The 15,101-nt window shown below is 65.2% G+C and carries 15 protein-coding genes and 1 pseudogene; 7 read left to right on the top strand and 9 right to left on the bottom strand.

From position 1 onward, the window contains the following. Positions 1-253 precede the first annotated feature (253 nt). From dbpB (JKV81_RS09440) to JKV81_RS36135, 4 genes are read right to left on the bottom strand one after another with little or no spacing between them, the layout of a single operon-like run. The gene (gene dbpB, locus JKV81_RS09440; protein WP_202075383.1) at positions 254-1,357 is read right to left on the bottom strand and encodes a DGQHR domain-containing protein DpdB; all 1,104 of its coding nucleotides are present in this window, start codon (positions 1,355-1,357) and stop codon (positions 254-256) included. Between the two features lie 38 nt (positions 1,358-1,395). Then, a complete protein-coding gene (dpdA, locus tag JKV81_RS09435; RefSeq protein WP_202075382.1) occupies positions 1,396-2,616 on the bottom strand; it encodes a tRNA-guanine transglycosylase DpdA in 1,221 nt (406 codons plus the stop codon). Then, positions 2,613-3,746 carry a DGQHR domain-containing protein DpdB gene (gene dbpB / locus JKV81_RS09430; protein WP_126932151.1) on the bottom strand — a complete coding sequence of 378 codons (1,134 nt, stop codon included), beginning with the start codon at positions 3,744-3,746 and terminating at the stop codon, positions 2,613-2,615. The genes dpdA and dbpB (JKV81_RS09430) overlap by 4 nt, the downstream gene beginning before the upstream one ends. Next, positions 3,746-4,306: a hypothetical protein gene (locus tag JKV81_RS36135; protein ID WP_236056023.1), complete on the bottom strand. Its 561-nt coding sequence runs from the start codon at positions 4,304-4,306 to the stop codon at positions 3,746-3,748. The genes dbpB (JKV81_RS09430) and JKV81_RS36135 overlap by 1 nt, the downstream gene beginning before the upstream one ends. Before the next feature lie 456 nt (positions 4,307-4,762). Between JKV81_RS36135 and queC the strand changes: the two genes are divergently transcribed. The 5 genes from queC to JKV81_RS09400 all read left to right on the top strand — a co-directional run bounded on the left by queC (position 4,763) and on the right by JKV81_RS09400 (position 8,112). Next, complete coding sequence (gene queC, locus JKV81_RS09420) at positions 4,763-5,458, top strand: 7-cyano-7-deazaguanine synthase QueC (RefSeq protein ID WP_071339525.1); 696 nt, start codon at positions 4,763-4,765, stop codon at positions 5,456-5,458. 2 nt (positions 5,459-5,460) lie between these two features. Further along, entirely contained in the window at positions 5,461-6,096 is a 636-nt protein-coding gene (gene queE / locus JKV81_RS09415) for a 7-carboxy-7-deazaguanine synthase (protein ID WP_202075380.1), read from the top strand. Beyond that, positions 6,096-6,452 carry a 6-carboxytetrahydropterin synthase QueD gene (gene queD / locus JKV81_RS09410; protein WP_018551858.1) on the top strand — a complete coding sequence of 119 codons (357 nt, stop codon included), beginning with the start codon at positions 6,096-6,098 and terminating at the stop codon, positions 6,450-6,452. The genes queE and queD overlap by 1 nt, the downstream gene beginning before the upstream one ends. A gap of 3 nt (positions 6,453-6,455) precedes the next feature. Beyond that, on the top strand, positions 6,456-7,232 hold the full coding sequence (locus JKV81_RS09405; RefSeq protein ID WP_202075379.1) for a GTP cyclohydrolase I FolE2: 777 nt from the start codon (positions 6,456-6,458) through the stop codon (positions 7,230-7,232). Between the two features lie 544 nt (positions 7,233-7,776). Next, the gene (locus JKV81_RS09400) at positions 7,777-8,112 is read left to right on the top strand and encodes a hypothetical protein (RefSeq protein ID WP_202075378.1); all 336 of its coding nucleotides are present in this window, start codon (positions 7,777-7,779) and stop codon (positions 8,110-8,112) included. Positions 8,113-8,419: 307 nt separating this feature from the next. On the opposite strand, the gene JKV81_RS09395 is transcribed toward JKV81_RS09400, so the two are convergent. The 4 genes from JKV81_RS09395 to JKV81_RS09380 all read right to left on the bottom strand — a co-directional run bounded on the left by JKV81_RS09395 (position 8,420) and on the right by JKV81_RS09380 (position 11,617). Next, positions 8,420-9,643, bottom strand: a complete 1,224-nt coding sequence (locus tag JKV81_RS09395) for a helix-turn-helix domain-containing protein (protein ID WP_202075377.1) — start codon at positions 9,641-9,643, stop codon at positions 8,420-8,422. After that, the gene (locus tag JKV81_RS09390; RefSeq protein WP_202075376.1) at positions 9,636-9,854 is read right to left on the bottom strand and encodes a hypothetical protein; all 219 of its coding nucleotides are present in this window, start codon (positions 9,852-9,854) and stop codon (positions 9,636-9,638) included. Before JKV81_RS09390 ends, JKV81_RS09395 begins: the two co-directional genes overlap by 8 nt. Before the next feature lie 63 nt (positions 9,855-9,917). Then, the gene (locus JKV81_RS09385) at positions 9,918-10,358 is read right to left on the bottom strand and encodes a HEAT repeat domain-containing protein (protein ID WP_236056032.1); all 441 of its coding nucleotides are present in this window, start codon (positions 10,356-10,358) and stop codon (positions 9,918-9,920) included. 5 nt (positions 10,359-10,363) lie between these two features. Then, positions 10,364-11,617: an IS256 family transposase gene (locus JKV81_RS09380; protein WP_202075375.1), complete on the bottom strand. Its 1,254-nt coding sequence runs from the start codon at positions 11,615-11,617 to the stop codon at positions 10,364-10,366. A gap of 1,511 nt (positions 11,618-13,128) precedes the next feature. Here JKV81_RS09380 and JKV81_RS09375 point away from each other — a divergent pair. Further along, complete coding sequence (locus JKV81_RS09375; RefSeq protein WP_202075374.1) at positions 13,129-13,707, top strand: hypothetical protein; 579 nt, start codon at positions 13,129-13,131, stop codon at positions 13,705-13,707. Positions 13,708-13,947: 240 nt separating this feature from the next. On the opposite strand, the gene JKV81_RS09370 is transcribed toward JKV81_RS09375, so the two are convergent. Continuing rightward, entirely contained in the window at positions 13,948-14,163 is a 216-nt protein-coding gene (locus JKV81_RS09370; protein WP_236056020.1) for a helix-turn-helix domain-containing protein, read from the bottom strand. A 284-nt stretch (positions 14,164-14,447) separates the two neighbouring features. Here JKV81_RS09370 and JKV81_RS09365 point away from each other — a divergent pair. Further along, a pseudogene (locus JKV81_RS09365) lies at positions 14,448-15,101 on the top strand (hypothetical protein); the annotation flags it as partial.

Here is a 15,101-nt window from a genome sequence, read left to right as displayed (position 1 = left end):
CAGGCACCACACGCCGCACCCACTTCGCCGACCTCGACCTCACACCCCGACCCCGCCGGAAGCCCCGCACACACCACCCGCGAATCGGGCGACAGAGTCCCACAGGGCCGGGTCGGTGTCGGTGGTGCGTGCCATCGTGGATTCGCTGCAGGATCGCTCCGCCCAACTGGCAGCCGCCGAAGACGGGCGCAAGCACGGCAGATGTGGGGCATTCACCGTGTCCGGTCCAGGCACGGTGAACCCAGTCGGCCGGTCAGCCCCGCACGGTGCGCACCAGCAGGTCGGTGAGCAGGCGGATGTCGTTGGGGGTGTTTTGCAGGCCGTTCCAGCGGCGCTGTTCGCCGTCGGGGAAGCGCCACATGCCGGAGGTCCAGGCGGTGACCGGCATCAGGCTCAGGATGGCGTTGCGGACCCGGTCGCAGTCGACGTCTTCGGCGGCCATGCCGTCGGTGAGGCTATCCATGACGAAGCCCATGGCTTGGATGCCTGCTCCGTGGCTGAGGCGGGACTGGCGGGGCGGGAGCTTCCAGGCGTCGCTGAAGGTTTCCTGCACGATGGTCCAAAAGGAGCGCAGGTGCAGCAGCATGCGTTCGACGTCGCCGGAGCCGTCTTCGGGATTGCGGTACTGGTAGAGGGCCCCTTCGAAGAGGCTGTGTTCCAGCATGCGCAGCAGGCTGGTGTCTTTGATGTTGCCGTGAGGGGAAGTGGGGCTGGCGACGCGGCCGTAGAAGGGGCCCTTGCCGTCGGTGTTGAGGCGGGTCATCAACTGCGCTGGCAGGCGCTTGCGGGCGTAGGAGGGAGGGAGGTGTCCGCTGGTTTCGGGCAGCAGTTCGTGGATGAGGCCCTTGGGTAGCGGCTTGGTGGAGTTGACCAGGATGAACTGGGAGCGCTGGTCTTGTTGGTCGTCGGCGATGAATCCGACGGCGGCTACGGGGAATTCGGCCAGGTCCGCGTCGCGGATGGCGGCGCTGCGCTGCTGTCCGTCCACGATCAGGGCGGGCTTTTCCTCATCAGGAAGGGATTCGTCGACGGGGATGACCAATTCTCCCGGGACGGAGTAGTCGACGCCGGCAGCCCGGCGTGCTCCGGTCTCGAACCTGACGGACTCGTCGAACGCCAAGACCAGGGCGTTGGGGAGCATGGCGTTATCGGACTCGAGGTAGCGGCGGATTCCCCGGACGTGGCTGAGGACTTCGGGCCGCTGATAGCCCTGCAGGCTGCTGCTGTCGTCCCGCCGGACGCGGGAGACGGCGGCGAAGCTGTGGATCTTCTTTCCGTCGACAGCGAAGCAGTAGATTTTTCGGTCTCCCTGACGCACTTCAAGTGCAGGGAGCCTGAGTTCATAGCGGTCGGCCATCGCATCTCCTGACATGGATAAAAAGTAGAGGGCGGATCTTACCCGAAGGTGAGTGATCGCATTTTCGCTTCGAGCACGGTCAAATTATGGAATCCGCGACGCTTGTTTCGCTCACTCCCCCGGAATATCACGATCTCAATTCCGTGCTTCTCGCACAGGGCGCAGGGACAGATGCGCCAGGGCGCATCGCTCAGGGTGCGCTCGTACACTTCGAGGTAGCTTTTCTTTTTCGGCCCGAGTACGAGGGATTCGTAGGTTCCGAGGGCAGTCAGGACCTCCTCTATGGACGTTTCCTCGCGATCGAATTCGCGCAGGGCGCGCAGGCTGGCTCGCTCGGCGGTGATTGCTTCTGCCTGCGACACGTTCCCGGACAGGATGAGCCGCTTGAGTGCGGGGTTTCCGTCGACTTGGGGGACCCTGATGGCCGTGTAGGAGTCGGTGGCCGAGTGGTAGTTATTGCGGTCATCCATGAAGGCCTGACGGAAGGCGGAGGTACTGTCGAAACTGGTCACGCCGTGGCGGGCGAACTGTTCCATGCTGTCCACCCGGTTGATGCCGAGGAGATGCAGTCCTGTTCCCGGGGAGCGAATGTCGTCGATGGCGCGCAGACAGGAGAGGATTTCGTGCGATTTGAGGGGCACCATGCCGCCCAGTGCGATGCGCCGGTAACCCATCTTCTGCAACTGCTTCACGCTGTGCGCGTAGCTTTGCGGGCCCCAGCCCTGTGCTGCACCGACCGGTTCGAAGTGCGCGCCTGATTTTCGTGTTGCGGTAATGAATTCTTCGGCAAGTTCCAGGGAGATTTGCTGCCGGGTGACCCAGGCGTCTTCGGGCTGCTTATCAGACTCTTCGGGAATATATCCGAAGATAATGTGGTCGATACTAATTCCCGCATCGAATCCACAACGGCCGTAGAAGTCCATGACTTCATCCACCTCGTAAGGCGGACGCTCTTCGTCTATATAGTTGAAGGCGCCACAGTCACCGATGGTGGCACAGGCTTCGGGGAGACGGAAGAAATTTCTCACGCCCAGCCGGTAGAAACGCTCGCGCTGCGGGGAGGAGTATTTTCCCGAGCCTTTCACGGATCCGTCGACGATCGCCTTGCTGACGAGGATCCCGTCGTAGGGGATCGGCGTCACAACCTGGTGAGCGTAGACGTCGTCCCGTTGGCGCACTCGGTAGGGCGAGTACTCGTCGTTGACGAAGTCGTAGGTGGGGCTCACCAGGTCCTGACTGTCAGGAAAATAGAATTTCACGCGGCTTTTGCCTTTTCCTGCACATAGATACGGAGGAGGTAGTTCGACAGGGTGCTGATGTGGCGCGGGTTGTTCTGGAGTTCGTTCCAAGGGATGTTCAGGTCCGGCCAGCGCCCGTCGGTCCAACGGCAGTGCGGTGCGACTAGTGCGAGTTCGGCCCGTGCCTGCTCGAGCGCATGGGGGGATGCAGGGGGGATGGCCATCATTACGCGGTCCATGAGACGCCCCATGGAGCGGATGCCCACTCCGTGCATCAGCCGACTCCGAGTCGCCGGCAGGCCCCACGCTTCCGGGAAGGTGTCCCGGACGGCATTCCAATAGATGACAAGAATCTGCCGGATGGTGGCGGTGTCGACGGTGCCGTTGGACAGATTTTTGTAGGGGAAGAAAACACCCGAAGGGGAGTTGAGGGATTCCTGTATGGCCGTGGTGAGGCTGTTGTCGGTGACGACAGCCTCCGCTTTCTGCTCGGCCGTGGTGGAAGGGCGGCGCACCAACCCGTGGAAGGGCGAATCCTTGTCCTGATTGAGGGCTTCGACCAGGACCGAGGGGAGTTTCCTAGCGGACAGTTTGGTCGGCAGCACCGTGCCGACTTCGGGAAGCAGTTCGGTGACGAGGTTGGTCGGCAGCGGGGAGACCGTGTTCACGCGCAGGAACTGGTCTCGCTGGGTTTCCAGGTCTTCGGCGACAAACCCGGCGATGGTCACGGCCAGGCGGGTGTTGCGGGTGCGGGCCAGAGCGAGGCTGCGCTGCTGGCCGTCGACGATCCAGGCCGGCCGGGGGGCATCGAGGGAATCGGGCAGAGGGATCTCCAGCGTCCCGGAGGTACACAGGCCGTCGCTGCTGCTGGGGCCGGGGCTGGACTTGAACCGCACACTGGAGGGCAAGGCGAGGATCAGTCCGTTGGGAAAGAGGACCTCGTCACTGTCGAGATACTCCAGGATCTGCTTGACGTGCTGCTTTTTCTCGGGGCGCTGGTAGCCGATGAGCCTGCCGGCCTCGTCCCGGGAGATCCGCGCGACGTCGGCGACCTGGTGCACCTCTTCTGCCGCCAACGTGAACACATACAGCGGGATCGTGGGGTGCTGCTCGATCCGCAGGGCCCGACGCTTAAGCACAGTGAAAGTCATCAGCGGCCAATCGTTGATGTGTACAGGTCTGCGAAGCGCCTCTGTTCACAGGCCATCCCCTTGTCTCTGAAGAGACGCAGCAGACGAGTGCGGGAGGAGTCGGGGTGGAGGGCCTTCATCTCTTTGATGAAGGCGATCACCAGCTCGTCCGACATAGGTGTGCGTGCGTAACGTTCGGGCCGGGCCGCCTGAGAGGCCCAGGCATCCCAACGCGCCTGCGCCTCAGGGCTGATGAGGCGGCCCGGCGTGCAGTGCTCGAGCCAGGAGGCTGCCATGCGGGTGTTCAAGCTGGTGAGGGTTCCGCCGAGGGCCTGCCGCAGGGCGGCATTGGCCGGCACACGCAGCACCCCGTCCAGATCGCAGGCGCCCCCGATCAGCACCACCTCGGCGTCGGCGGCCGCGAGCCCGCGCAAGTCCCGCTGCATGGCCTGGGCGTAGGTCTCCGACAGCACCACCAGTGCCCGTCCGGCGGCCGTGGCGATCTTAGACAGATCGCTGGTGCCGTCCAGGTGCTGCAGGTGATCCCACCACCGGGATGCTTCAGGACTGGAGAAAGCCACGGAATCTGCGTGTCGTGGTACGAAAGTCGCTGCATACGACGGCGCCAGGCTGGAGACTTGCCGTAGGCCCAGGCCGGCCGAGGCTACATAGAGACGAGGGACAAACCCTGCTCGAGCTGCGGCGTCGGTGAGAGCGAGCGCACGCCGCCACTGATCCCCCTGGTAGAGGTCCTGCAGTTTCGCCTGCCGGCCCTGGACTGCCTGCAGGCGGCGTGCCCATTCCGCGGCTCGCTGCGGCAGGTCGCCGCTGGGCAGGGTGCGGGCTTGCAGGTCCGCGGGGGGTGGTGAGGCCTTCCGGTCCGTGCACGTGACCACGATGGGCAACTCGTTCACTGCGACTCGACCCCTGGCTTCCGTAACTCGATTTTTGTTGTGGTTACTGTAGCCGGTAGTTAGGGGGGTAGGCTGCACCTGCCTCAACTGAGGAAACTGGACTGCAGATAGGGGAGTGACAGCATGGACCGTCCCGCGATCGTGTTGCTGAGCGGCGGCCTGGACTCGACCACGGTGCTGGCCATCGCCAAGGACCAGGGATTCACTCCCTACGCGCTCAGTTTCCGCTACGGCCAGCGGCACAGCATCGAGTTGGAGGCGGCTCAGCGCGTGGCGCAGACCCAGGGCGTGGCCAGGCACGTCATTGCCGACATCGATCTGCGGGTCTTCGGCGGCTCTGCCCTGACCTCAGACATCGAGGTGCCCAAGCACGAGACGCTGGAGGACGTCGAGGAGGGTGGGGTGCCGATCACGTATGTGCCGGCCCGCAACACGATCTTCCTCTCGTTCGCGCTGGCGTTCGCCGAGACGGTCGGTGCAAGTGACATCTTCACCGGGGTCACAGCCGTGGACTACAGCGGCTACCCCGACTGCCGCCCCGAGTACATGGAGGCCTTCGCCACCATGGCCAACCTGGCCACCCGGGCCGGGGTGGAAGGAACCTCCAAGATCACCCTGCATTCCCCCCTGATCGCGCTGTCCAAGGCCGACATCGTGCGCGAGGGCCTGCGACTGGGCGTGGACTACTCCCTTACTTCCTCCTGCTACGACCCCGACGAGCAGGGGCGGGCCTGCGGTAAGTGCGACACCTGCCTGCTGCGCCTGAAGGGCTTCGCTGAAGCCGGCGTGAAGGACCCCGTCCGATACCAGAGCGCCTGAGCATGACCTATCTGATCAAGGAAATCTTCTACACCCTGCAGGGGGAAGGCAGCCATGCAGGGCGTCCGGCGGTCTTCTGCCGCTTCTCCCGCTGCAACCTGTGGACGGGCCGGGAACAGGACAGGGCCCGCGCCATCTGCCAGTTCTGCGACACCGACTTCGTCGGCACCGACGGTGAAGGTGGCGGCCGCTTTCGCACCCCGCAGGACCTGGCCGATGCCGTGGAGGCCGCCTGGCCCACGACCGATCGAGCCCACCGGTTCGTGGTGTGCACCGGCGGAGAGCCCCTGCTGCAACTGGATGAGGGAGCCATCGAGGCTCTGCACGAGCGCGGCTTCGAAGTCGCAGTGGAAACCAACGGCACTCGCCCGGCCCCACGAGGAATCGACTGGCTGTGCGTCAGCCCCAAGATCGGCTCCACTCTGGTCCTCACCCAGGGTGACGAACTGAAACTGGTCTACCCGCAGGCCGGCGGTGACCCCGCCCAGTTCGAAGAACTGGACTTCCGGCACTTCAGGCTGCAACCGCTGGATGACGCTCACCGTGAGACCCATACCCGTGCCACCGTCGAATACTGCATGAAGAACCCGCGCTGGACTCTCTCCCTCCAGACGCACAAGTATCTGGGAATTCAGTAATGGAAATCTTTCGCGAGTTCACCTTCGAAGCAGCGCACCGCCTGCCGCGCGTACCTGAGGGCCACAAGTGTGCCCGCCTCCACGGCCACTCCTACAAGGTGATCGTGCACGTCGAAGCCCCCGTCGATGCAGAACTGGGCTGGGTGATGGACTTCGGCGACATCAAGCGGGCCTTCAAGCCCATCGATGCTCAACTCGACCACTACTACCTGAACGACATCGAAGGCCTGGACAACCCCACCAGCGAGAACCTGGCCCGCTGGATCTGGGACCGGCTGATCGGCGAACTTCCCGCACTGTCCGAGATCACCGTGCGGGAAACCTGCACCTCCGGTTGCACCTATCGAGGCGTGTAAGGCATGCACGACATCCAAAACGAAGCCGACCGCCGCGGCATTTCCATCGACGAGGTGGGCATCAGCGGCCTGCGTTACCCCCTCACCTTCGACGACGGCTACACCCGGCAGCAGGGCATTGCTGACATCAGCGTCACCGTCGGCCTGCAAGCCGACCGGCGCGGCACCCACATGAGCCGCATGATCGCGCTCGTGCACGAGGAAGTCGCCACGCTGACCCCGCAGGAGTTTCCCATCGCCCTCAAGCGTGGCCTCGCCCTGCTCGATGCACCGGCTCTCACCCTCACTCTGACCCTGCCCATCGCCACGACTGTCACCGCCCCCGCCAGCCAGCGGGAATCCTGGCAGGCCCACGACGTCACCGTCACCGGACGCATCACCGCTTCCGGATGCACTGTCACCACCTCGGTGACCACGCACGTCACCAGCCTGTGCCCCTGCTCCAAAGCCATCTCCGACTACGGCGCCCACAACCAGCGCAGCGAGATCACCCTGGAGATCACCGGCACCGACGACACCCCTTATCCCCTGCCCGTCCACGAGATCATCCAGCTGTTGCGCGCCACTGGCTCCGCTCCCGTCATCCCGCTTATCAAGCGGCCCGACGAACGCGTCGTCACCATGCAGGCCTACGACCACCCCGTCTTTGTCGAAGACATCATCCGGGACATAAGCCTCACCTGCCGGGACAAAGGACTCACCCACACCGTCACGGCGAAGAACCTGGAAAGCATCCACAGCCACGACGCCATCGCCACCCTCACCTACAACCACTACTGACCAGCCACAGGCGACCCCAGCCACCACCACGAAACGATCAATGTGGCGACTCCCCGTCCGGGTACCAACGGTCCAGTGGTCCAGTCACCGCCAGGGCGAGAAGCCGACCCCCGTGCATCAATCCAGCCTGAGCAGCGCCCCTCGCACGCCCGAGCATGCGTGGCCCTCCCGCGGCGGGACCGCCGGCAGACGCCAGGCGCTTGCGCTACATGAATCGCTCCGGCCCAGATGAAGGCTCAATCGGGCCTGCCCGGCGGACGCATGTTGACCACATTGGTGGTCAACCTTGGCCGCCCCTCCACCAGGCCGCTCAGGGTGGTGCACCTAAGCCCGGCCCTCCCTGCATGACAGCTCACCCGTCCGACGCTTCAATATTGCTACTCAAGTAGCAACACCTCAAGATTAGGGCATGCCGTCCTCCACTGCCCCTTGGGTCCCATGGCCCCGCTTGGACCGCCGCACCTACCTCCTTCTGCTGGACGACCAGAGTCGGCTCCTTCTGTGCGGCGGATGCTGCAGCGGCTGGACCGTCCCCCAGGTGCGCATGACAACCAACGCCAACTTCCTGGAGTCAGCTACCCGGTTCCTGCAGGAGCGATTCGAATTGGCGGCTCCACGCTATGGATCGGTGTATGGCATCCGGCAGTCGCGCACCGGTGAAGACTGGGAGTTCGACCGAGCCACGGCTACGCGGGTCTTCATCGTCCACATCAGCGACGACGAAGGATCGGCGATTGAGAAGCAGTCGGTCGCACACACCGGATGGAGTATCGAGGAACTGCGCAGGCGGAGAAGGGAAATCTCCCCAGAGGGTATCGTCCTGCTGGTCACCGGTTACGTCGAAGGATGGATTCCCGATGGCCCCATCACTCTCCACTGAGAATGGTGGCGCCGCAGCGCCAGTCGACACGCCCTGGTCAGCGATCTGCTTACCTAGCTAGGGGGCCATCGCGGGGATCGCATCTGTGTGACCGGCGAGATCGGGCCCTGCGCAGATAGAGGCAGCGCACCCAGCAGTGTGCCCGGACGTGATCGCCTGCATGTTGGTCACCACCCTGGTCCGCCAAAGCGAGTTCGCGGGCCACGATCCACACCCACCTCTGGCGTAACTGCGCCCCAGCAGCAGACTTAAGACTGCCTTTTCGGGCGCATCACACTAGGTCTGCGCGTGGCAACGACTTCGGGACTCAGACGATCGACTTGATGGTCTTGTCCGCGTACCGCAGCGTCTCATCGATGGCCTTGTCCATCTCGCGCAAAGCGTCGGGCTCTGCCGAGAGGAGAGCACTGACGGGGATGTTGCTCACGGCGAGGAGGCATGCCGCCACGGTCAGGAACTCCTTGTACCGTTCCTGCCCCTCATGCCCGACCGATTCCCAGTCCCGGGGCTCCGGCGGCAGACTCGTCCTCCACTTCTCAAGAGCGTGGGTGCCGTGGACCCTGACGTATTCCATGATGACCGCGGCGCGTTGTAGTACGTCGATCATCGCGTCGAAGCCTTGCTGTGACTGATCCAAAGCCTCCTCCGCAGCCTCGACCTCGGTTCGGAGACGCTCCTCCTCCTTCTTGTTCCGGCGCTGCCTCAAGACATAGAAGCCGGCGCCCGCCAGCGCTGCCGCCGGGGCGGCGACCATGCCTGTGAGCAGGAGAATTCCACCCGCCATGCCCGCACCCCCTGCAGCGAGCGTGCCTCCTCCCAAGAGGGCCAGGGTCGCGTTGGTCGCGGCAACCCCGTACAGCGTCGAAATAGCTGCTCCAGTGGAGGCGGTCCCGAACAATGCGGCGGCAGTGAACGCACCGTAGGCCGCAGCGCCGCCGACTGCCACCCCGGCCGCACCTCCAGTGGCGGCACCGCGGATCGCGTTGGCGATCCCGACGGACATGGCCTCGATACGTATCGCAGTAGGGATCTCGCCCGTGCTCTCGCTCTCCTCCTCACTCGGCCTCTCTGGCTCGGGCGCCCCGCTGACGCTCTCGGCCAACTCCACGAACCTCAGGAAAAACTCGTCGCGGGCGACGTCATGGACATGGTTGAAGGCTTCCCCGGATTCTTGGGTCATCTTCGACCGCTCGGCCGCCTTTTCGGTGATCTCAGCGTGACGTCTTTTCGTCTCCGCGACCTGGTCGCGCAACTTCACCGGCCGCTGGCCCCGCTGACGAGCGAGAGACCTGGTTCGGTCCCCCGCCTGCTGCTTGATCTGCTCGGGTGTCAGTTGGAGCGCGAGGGCGATGGCGGCTAGACGGTGCTCCCCGGGGCTTATGAGCCCACGCTCGATCCGGGAGATCGAGACCGCGCCCCCCTTCCGGTAATCGGCCCGCTTGGCCAACTCTTCCTGGGTCATCGATGGTGTCTGGGCCTGGCGTTGCTCGCGGATCACGAGGCCCATCGCCTCTGCGCTGAAATCATTCATCGGTTCCGGTCTCTTTCGACAGCGGGCTGTGGCGACGCCAGGAGGACTGAGCCTCACGTACTAGCGCACCACCGGAGTGGAAAGCCTCGGCGCTATCTTCCGCGAACTGCTTGGCCGCCTTCACAACGGCCGGGTCACGACAGACCTTGTCGGCGGTCTGGATGTTCTGGGTGGCAGTGAGGGTCAGGTGGGCAAGGTTGAGGCGAGACATGGCAGTGGACCTTTCGTCGCTGATAATGCCTACGCGTGTGCAACATAGCGTCACGAGCAATAGTCAAGACTTGTGGATGGGGCCTTCCGGCTTGGGTCCGGTGATCTCGGCTGCTGCCCGGCGGGCTTCCTCGCGCACGTCCGCGTCGGGGTGGTGGAGGAAGGACTCGATCAGCGGCCGGGCCTGCGGATCGCGCGTGGCGCCGAAGATGTAGACGGCGTGCGCGAGGAGTTCGCCTGTCATCGTCGGCAGAGCTGGGGCCAGCGGTTCGACAAGATCGAGGGGCAGGCTGTGGTAGCTGAACGCCTCGCTGATCGAGTTCAGGGCGGACTCACGGACCTTGGTCACGGGTTCGTTGATAGCCAGGCTGATGAGGCATCCAACGACCCGGCGAGCGGAATCTGCGTCGAGCGCGGTGCCACGCAGCAGGTCGCCGAGCACAGCAGCGGCGATGTCTCGCTGGTCCGGATCGCGGTCGGTCAGCGTTTCAAGAGCCACGAACATCTCCTTCACGCGGCAGCCGCCTCGGGTCGCTCGACCAGGATGCCGTTCTCGAACCGGGCTCCCGCGCGGACCAGGGCGACGAGGTGGGCGCCGGTGATCGCGCGCCAGCGGGCCTGTGCGGAATCGACCAGCTTGAACACCATCGCCAGCGCCGCAGCCGGGCTGCCGGCTCCGCGGGTGACCTTGGTCCGCAGCTTGACCGTGGAGAACGTCGACTCGATCGGGTTCGTGGTCCGCAGGTGGATCCAGTGCTCGGCCGGGAAGTCGTAGAACGCCAGCAACTCGTCCCGGTCGTCGGCGATCTTCGCGACTGCCTTGGGCCACTTGGCGCCATAGGTCTTGGCGAACGCCTCGATCGCCTTCTCAGCGTGCGCGCGGTCCTCGGCGTTGTAGATCTCCTGCATCGCCTTCGTCGCGCCCGGCTGTGCGGACTTCGGCAGTGCATTCGTGATATTCCGGGCCTTGTGGACCCAGCACCTTTGATGCCGGGCCGTGGGGAACACCTCGGCCAGGGCCCGCCACAGGCCCATCGCGCCGTCGCCGACCACCAGCTCCGGGTCGCGCATGCCGCGTCGGCGGCAGTCGCGCAGCAGGTCCGCCCACGACTCCGTGGACTCCCGCAGCCCCTCCGCGAGCGCGATCAGCTCCTTCGTGCCGTCGACCCGCACGCCGAGCAGGACCAGCACGCACGAGTGCGCCTGCCCGAGGCGGACCTTGGGGTGCACGCCGTCGGCCCACACGTAGACGAAGTCGCGGTCGGACAGGTCGCGGGCCTGGAAGGCGGCGTGGTCCTCGCCCCACTGCTTCGTCAGCCGAGTCACGGTCGCCGGCGACAGTCCGGCCGCGCCGCCGAGGAACTGCTCCAGTGCGGGCACGAAGTCCCCGGAGGAGAGTCCGTGCAGGTAGAGCAGCGGTAGCACCTCGCTGACCTTGGGAGACTTACGGCACCATGGCGCGAGGATTTTCGAGGAGAACCGCTTGCGCTCGCCGGTCGTGTCGTCGACCCGCTTGTCGTTCACGCGCGGGGCCCTGACTTCGATCGGGCCGGCGGCGGTGGTCACGGTTCGCGGCTGGTGGCGGCCTTTGCGGACCACCAGACGACGACCTTCCTCGTCCCGCTCAGCGGCCAACTCGGCTATGTACTGGTTGACTTCCGCTTCCAGTGCGGCGGCCAGCATCCGGCGGGCGCCCTCGCGCACGATCTCGTCGATCAGAGAGCCGGACTGGGTGGAGCCGTCGTCGGTGACTACGCTGAGCACGGGCGTACCTTCCCGACCCGCGCTGCGAACGCGGGCCTACTCGGTGACCATCAAAGGATCATTCGGGAAGGTACGCCCTCCGCGTGCACTCCCGAAACCGATCCACAGGTCTTGAGCATTGCTCTAGCGTCTCACTTAGTGTGCGCTGTCCGCACTATGGCGACATTGACTGCAACGGCGACACGCTCAGTGTCTGAGACCGCCTGAGCCGCAGGGGCTAGCGCAGCGCGTCGCAGGTTCTTTGCCGGTTGCCGGTGACGGTGGGTGAGGTCATACGGCTCGGCCGAAGGCGTCCGGGTGGCCCGGGTGTTGAGTGTGGCGTTCGAGGTGGCGGGCGTGTTCGGCGTCGGCGTCGTAGCGACACCGGTAGGGCGGGCCGTTCGGTTGTAGCGGACGGTGTAGGCGGTGATCTGTGTTTCCAGGTCGTCGCGGGAGGCGAAGTCGCCGCGGCGGAGCAGGCGGCGGTGAGATCCAGCCGCTCGAGGAGCGCCGCTCCCAGGCAGAAGGGACGCTCCACGGCTCACCGCCGCTGGCGTCCGCGCTGTTTCGAGGATGAGGCCGGCGACCTAGTCGGGCTCGCCGCGTGCTCGTTCCTTTGGCCGGCCGCAGGGTACTCCCACTCCCTGTTTCTGAAGGAGCTCTACGTCCGCGACACTCTTCGCCGCAGGGCGTCGGCGCCCGCCTCATGAACCAGCTTCTTGACCGCCTCCGCACGCTCTGGGTGCAGCCGAGTCGAGTGGATGACGGACCGCGACAACTAGAACGCGCCTGTCTTCTACAAGTCGCTCGGATTCACGGAGTTCAATGGGAAGATCGTCTACCGGGTGGGCGCCAGTACGAAGTGACCAGCAACCGCCGGACTGTTCGGTGGCACCCCGCTGCCCCGCGGCCCTGCCGGCGCTGTGCACCACCCAGATCGCCAGTTGGGGCATCATCTACTACGCGTTCCCTGTCCTGCTCGCGTCTAACGGCCGACACCGGATGGTCCGGCAATGCGGCAACGGCCGCTTCTCCCTTGCCGTTCTGGTCTCCGCCGTCGTCTACCCATCGGCCGCGTCCTCGTCCGAAGAGGTCGAAAGCCCCGCCTTCGCGGCCGTCAACCGCTGGTAAAGCCTTTGCCGAGTCGCGCCCTGGCCATCGTCACGCTGGCCGGCACTGCGCTCGCAGGCCCCTCGGCGGCTACCCCCAACTCTTTTCCGCCCTCGCAGCCGTGTCACTCGCGGCGGCACTCGTGGCGTCAACGTTCCCAACAAAGGTGAAATCAACGCCTGATCAGGAACAACAGCAGAGCGCACTTGAGAGTAAATTAGTACGCGTCATAGGCCAGCCCGCTTCCAGAGAACCTCCAAGGACGGCAGGCCCATCTGACTCACGCTCGTTGAGTCAGATGTTCCCGCAAGTCAACGAACGGATTCGATCGCAGACGGCCTATGCCAATCAAGATCAGTCACCTGTGCGCTCTCGGCTCAGAAGGGCAGACGGGGGGCTTATGACGCCCCTACTGTTGCGCCATGAGCCTGATCGACGGCGCCTCGCCGTCCGCGGACTGGATCGCCATGGACATGGAGGCGATGCTCCGGGAATGCGACGCACTCATCCTGTCCAAGGATGAGCTCATGCGCCACCTACAGGAGTCCGTTGAGGCCCTCCAGCGCGAGATGGCCAAGGCCTCTGAAGCGCGCGAACAGGCAGTCCTCCAACGCCAGAAGGCCAAGGAGTGGCTTGGCAGCTTTCAGGCGACGATCCAGCAAGGGGCGGCCCTACGGGCATCGCAGACACAGGCCCCCATCCAACTGAGGCTCGTACGCCCCGCACCGGAGCCCGCACCCGCCCCATCGGCGCCAGTCGACCCCGTCCGGATCGAGGGCGCCCGTTCGATCGCAGCCATGCGGATTATCAGCGGCGACGCACAACGGCCGTGGAGCGCGTCGGAGGTCGCACGGCTCCTCGAAGGGGACGCCTCCGGAGCCGTTCGGCGGACTCGGTGTCTGCTGGAGCACCTGCAGCGACTGTCCGTACTGCACAAGGTCTACAGCCCGGATGGCAAGCGGGCGTACTACCGGGTCGCGGCCTCGTGGGAGGCCGCCTAGACGAAGGCGGTCCTCACAGGCGACCGCCGCACCAGGCACGGCCAAGGTTCCTAGGCCAACACCGTGCAGGGTGCGGCGGTCATAGAGCGGCTTGGCCGCCACCTTCGACGCTAACGGTTCATCCGGGCACGCGCGGGGTGTTCGGCTATTTCACCCACACTGGATGGTCGATCAGACATGCCCTTCTCCCTGCTTCGTTCGAACCACGACCCAGCCGTAATGAGACTATTCGACCGCGCCTCATTTTTGGGGTGGCAGCGGCTGCTGCCGGGCGCCGTTCTCGTCCACGGGCCAGTCGATATGCCGGGGCCAGAGCATTTCGCCGAGCGCCGCCTCAAGGCTCGCCACCGTAAGCAGATCGGGCCACGCCTTGCCCGCGAGCACGTTCGCGATGACCTGCCGGTTGATCCCGGCGGCGGCTGCCAGGGCGTTCGCACTCAGGCTCTGCCGTTCCATAGCCTCCGAGAGTGCCCGGGCGATGGCCTGTCCAACCTGGGCCGGCCGATGGTCGTCCATCACCGCGTACGGCCAATCGGCGTCCAGCGCGTACTCAAACGGTCTCTTGTTCCGTCTCGTTCCTCCAGGCACGCGACCAGTGTGGCGGAAGGGTCGCCGGGATGCGTACTCACACAGAGCATGCTACTCAAGCACCAGGGGTGTGTGGAGTGGATACGCCACACACGTTCTTTCTCAGAAGGCCGTTCGGATACGGCCACAAGGCAGTGTGGAGGTGAGTGGTGATGGTGCAGGGGCGCTCACTGCTGGCGCCGAACGAGCGGCTGTTGCCGACGTACCGGTTGCGCGCAGACGACCAACTCAGAGTGATGCGCGCCGCGTGCTCGAGCACCGACGCGTTCATCAACGCGGACCGGCTGGCGGCAGCTACCGGACTGACCGCAAAGAATTGCGGACTCGTCCCGGCATTCCTGTTCACCACGGGGCTGGTGGAGAAAGCGGGCGGGCATTTCTCGAGGTACCGGCCGACGAGCAGGGGCCGGAGAGTGGCCGCCGCCTGGCAGCACGGCGAGGCAGAAGGCCTTCTCGCTCTTCGGGAAGCTTGGAAGGGGCAGTGGTTCGCCCGCAGCATGAAGGAGCGCCTTGAATCCGGGCCGGTGGCCCGCAATGGGCTCCTCGCCCGGCTCCTGACGGCGGCCGGCGCGGAAGGCCACCGGATGCGCCAGGCGGAGGCCCTGCTCGACGTGCTGGTCGCCATCGGCATGATCTTCCCAGACGGCGACGGCTTACGAAGGCGCGGGATCAGTGTAGCGGGTGGGTGTGCTGTGCGGCGGGGTGTGGGGGTGTGGCCGTGGCGGGGTGGGGAGTGGTGGGTGGGGCGGGGGTGCGGGGGAGGGGTGGGGGCTGTCGAACGGGCAGGGTGGTTTGTTTTCAGTTCT

It is taken from the genome of Streptomyces silvae, from assembly GCF_016745505.1.
GTDB classification, from domain to species: domain Bacteria; phylum Actinomycetota; class Actinomycetes; order Streptomycetales; family Streptomycetaceae; genus Streptomyces; species Streptomyces silvae.
Note: the sequence above shows the minus strand (reverse complement) of the source record. Positions and strands in the feature narration are given on the sequence as shown.